The sequence below is a fragment of the Exiguobacterium sp. s142 genome (assembly GCF_018618455.1).
GTDB classification, from domain to species: domain Bacteria; phylum Bacillota; class Bacilli; order Exiguobacteriales; family Exiguobacteriaceae; genus Exiguobacterium; species Exiguobacterium aurantiacum_A.
Genome location: NZ_JACSMB010000047.1, coordinates 1 through 1,448 on the forward strand (window position 1 = coordinate 1; position 1,448 = coordinate 1,448).

The following is a 1,448-nucleotide window of genomic DNA, read 5'->3' on the forward strand; positions in this document are numbered from 1 at the left end:
CCTCACTCGGGGTTTTTCGTGTGCGTACGAATCGCTATAATGAACCTATTCATTCAGACGGGAGAAACAATCATGAGTAAAATCATCTTCAACATCCATCAAATCAATCGGCTTGAAGAAAATCCGAACGTCGCCTCCGTATCAGAACGCTCGATTCAATACACCGCCGAGTTTAAGGTCAAGGCCGTGCGTGAGAACATGGACGGCAAAGGACCCCAACAGATCTTCACAGAGGCGGGGTTCGACCTGACGGTGATCGGGAAAGAGAAGGCGAAGTCTTCGTTGAAGCGTTGGCGTCGGACGTACCGAACGGACGGAGAAGACGGTCTCCTGAACAACAAACGTGGGAAGACTCTGGGAGGCGGGCGTCCGAAAACAGACGAGTCGATGGAGCGACGGTTAGCGAAGGCAGAGGCGCGTATCAAATACCTGACGGCAGAAAATGAACTCTTAAAAAAGCTAGAGAAGTTAGAAGGGCAGGCGAAACGAACGAACTGACACCGGCAGAGAAATATCAGGTCATCAATACCATCATCCGAATCGCGCAGCTGAAGAACCTCGTCCGCCCACTGTGTGAGATCGCTGGCGTGAGTCGGAGTGGCTACTATGCCTGGTTGAACCGAGCCGAGGCAGAGTCCCTCCGGGAAGAGCGTGATTACCTAGACGCGACCCTACTCAAGCAGATTCACGACAGCCACGGTGGTAAAGTCGGTTATCGGGCACTGTACATGGAGGTGCGCGCGACCCTCGGGGTCAGGATCAACCATAAGCGTATCCTCCGACTGATGCGCAAGTATAACATCGTCACCAAAATCCGAAAGATGAGCCCTTATCGAAAACTAGCTAAAGCGACGCTCGAGCATCGCGTCGTGCCGAATCTGTTGAACCGCCAGTTCCGACAGAGCGAGCCCGGGAAGGTGTTCGTGACCGACATCACCTATCTCCCGATCGCCTCCGGCGAGAACGTCTATTTGTCTTGTGTGAAGGACGTCGCCACACGCGAGATCGTGGCACATAAGCTGTCCATGGGCCTTCACATGGACCTCGTCTTTCAGACGATGGAAAAGCTCGAAGAGCACCTCCAAGGGAACCTGCATCCTGAGGCGATGATTCATTCGGACCAAGGCTTCCACTACACACATCCAGACTACCAGAAACTCGTCGGTGACCTCGGACTGGTCCAGTCCATGTCACGTCGGGGAAACTGTCTCGACAACGCACCAATCGAATCGTTCTTCGGTCATTTGAAGGACTATGTCACCAACCGCTCGTGCAAATCGCTCGAGGAGGTCCGAGAAATGGTCGGCGACTACATAAGCTATTACAACTGCGAACGCGGTCAATGGAACCTAAAAAAGATGACCCCGGAACAATATCGGGGCCATCTGATCGCCGCATAGAACACGTGGGCTTTTTATTAAACTGTCCATTTTACGGGGCTCAGTTCA

General features: G+C 53.0%; 1 protein-coding gene. It reads left to right on the forward strand.

Annotation, left to right across the window (positions count from 1 at the left end; genetic code table 11):
- Positions 1–72: 72 nt before the first annotated feature.
- Positions 73–1,400, forward strand: a protein-coding gene (locus tag KNP77_RS15770; RefSeq protein ID WP_483297955.1) for an IS3 family transposase whose coding sequence is annotated in 2 segments (ribosomal slippage) — positions 73–445 and positions 445–1,400 — 1,329 coding nt in all. Because the reading frame shifts where the segments join, the coding sequence is not laid out codon by codon here.
- Positions 1,401–1,448 lie beyond the last annotated feature (48 nt).